The organism is Cytophagia bacterium CHB2 (genome assembly GCA_030263535.1).
GTDB lineage: Bacteria > Zhuqueibacterota > Zhuqueibacteria > Zhuqueibacterales > Zhuqueibacteraceae > Coneutiohabitans.
This window is the reverse complement of record SZPB01000641.1, coordinates 1-1989: the sequence shown is the minus strand read 5'-3', so window position 1 is coordinate 1989 and position 1989 is coordinate 1. Positions and strand designations below refer to the sequence as shown.

The 1989-nt window shown below is 52.5% G+C and carries 3 protein-coding genes; all 3 read left to right on the top strand.

The window, feature by feature from the left end; genetic code table 11:
- Positions 1-255: iron-containing alcohol dehydrogenase (locus tag FBQ85_29780; protein ID MDL1879321.1), on the top strand; the 255-nt coding region annotated here is incomplete at its 5' end.
- 479 nt (positions 256-734) lie between these two features.
- Positions 735-1724, top strand: a complete 990-nt coding sequence (locus FBQ85_29775; GenBank protein MDL1879320.1) for a hypothetical protein — start codon at positions 735-737, stop codon at positions 1722-1724.
- Between the two features lie 3 nt (positions 1725-1727).
- A partial coding sequence (locus tag FBQ85_29770; protein MDL1879319.1) for an SAM-dependent methyltransferase occupies positions 1728-1989 on the top strand: 262 nt, incomplete at its 3' end.

Here is a 1989-nt window from a genome sequence, read left to right as displayed (position 1 = left end):
AATAAATCGGCCGCGCCGGAGCGGCTCGTGGATATTGCCATTGCTCTGGATGGTAAAAAAGATGAACCGGTGGCGACCATTGTTAAACGGCTGAACAAATTCGCCGGCATCCCGGATAAACTCTCAGCCGCGGGCGTGAAGGCGGAACAAATTCCAGCGATGGTCGAACAGGCGTTTGAAGATGCAAGCCATTTGCTCAATCCGCGTTCGGTAATAAAAGACGATCTGAAAAAATTGTACGAAAAGGCGCTCTAGTGCGCGATTAGCTTTTCAACGTTAGAAGGAAATTCTGAAAGTTTAGGGCAGAACAATTTGCCGGCAGAACGATTTGAAATAATTCTGTCGATAAACCATCCTGCCAAAGTTTTTGGCGATGCTCGGTGATTTCGGCGGAAAAGCGTTATTGCCGATGATTACCGAAGACAACGAATTTTCGCCGAATGGTTTTTTGCTGCTCCGCAAAAGCTTTGATTTGCAGTTTGTCTGCAAATCAGGGTAGACTCTTACCTTAAAAGTTTATTCATATGTTGTATGTCATCCAGCCGGGAGCCTGTGACGTTGCAGGCAGCTTGCCGAGTCCTCCACAGGATTCGCCTGAATGACGTTCCGAAGGAGCTACTCCAACAGATTAAGGTACCAGCGTACTAGCGTGAAGCGATTCATTAAAAAATTGATTTCACCGCTTCGTGCATACCTCGCCGGTCAACGGCGTTTTTCATTAATCACCTCATCATATCTTGGCTTCAGAACATTTCAAAAATTCACTCACCGATATTCCCGGTATTCACCTCGGGCAATTGACGCTTGCCGAAGGTGAGGTGCAAACCGGCATTACCGTGATTCTACCTTATCCCTTAAACGTGCGTAATCGCAAGCTCTTCTTGGGCAGTTTTGCCTCCGGCAATTGGAACGAATGGACCGGCTTGCACGTGGCGCAAGATTTCGGCACGTTTTCCTCGCCGATTGTTTTGTGCAATGCCACAACGGTAGGCATCGCTTACGATGCTCTCATTTCCTTCGGCCATCAGCGCGAGCCGGGTTTGCCCATCGACAATGCCTGGCCGCCGATCGTGATTGGCATCGATGACGGCTATCTCAACGATTTGCGCCAGCGCCGCATTACGCAGGATCAAATTTTGCAAACAATTCATGCCGCCAATGATGCCGCGCCGGCGAATGGCAGTGTTGGGATCGGGCGAGGGTTGTGCGCCTTCGGCGGCAAGGGCGGCGTCGGCGATGCTGCACAATTTGTGCAAATCGGGGAGCCGCGTTTTACACTCGGCGCTTTTATTGCGGCAAATGGCGGACGTTTGCCGGATCAAAATGGCGCTGAGTTGCCGCGTTCGGTTGTGCCAGGTTTTGTGATGATTTTGGCGACAGATGCACCACTCTTTCCCGAACAATTGCGCCGGCTCGCGGAGGCCGGCGTGCGCGGGTTGGATCGCATCGGCATCAATACTAAAGAAGATCAACAGCTCGCCCTGGCATTTTCCACCACGAATACGATCGACAACGCCTTTGAAGAGAAATATCAATTGTTCCATGAACGCTGGCTAGGGCAAGAAACGCTTGCCCAGCTTTGTGAAGCCGCCGGCGCGGTGGCGATGCAGGCGCTGCGCAAAGCATTGCTGCAATCAGAAGCGGTTTCCGGCAGAAACGGCCGGATCGTTCATCCGATAGCCTCGAACGTGATCAACTGGGAAGGCTTGCTTCAGGAAGGATAGCTCATGGTGAATGTTCGCGATTACAATCGTGCGGCGTGGAATCGTGAAGTCACACGCGGCAACCGCTGGACGATTCCGGTTAGTTCCTCGGTTATTGCTGCTGCGCGGCAAGGGCAATGGGAAATAATTTTGACGCCCTCGAAACCGGTTCCGCGTTCATGGTTCCCCGAATTGCGCGATTGCAATCTTCTTTGCCTCGCCTCCGGCGGAGGGCAGCAAGCGCCGATTCTCGCCGCGGCCGGCGCTCGCGTAACCGTGCTTGACA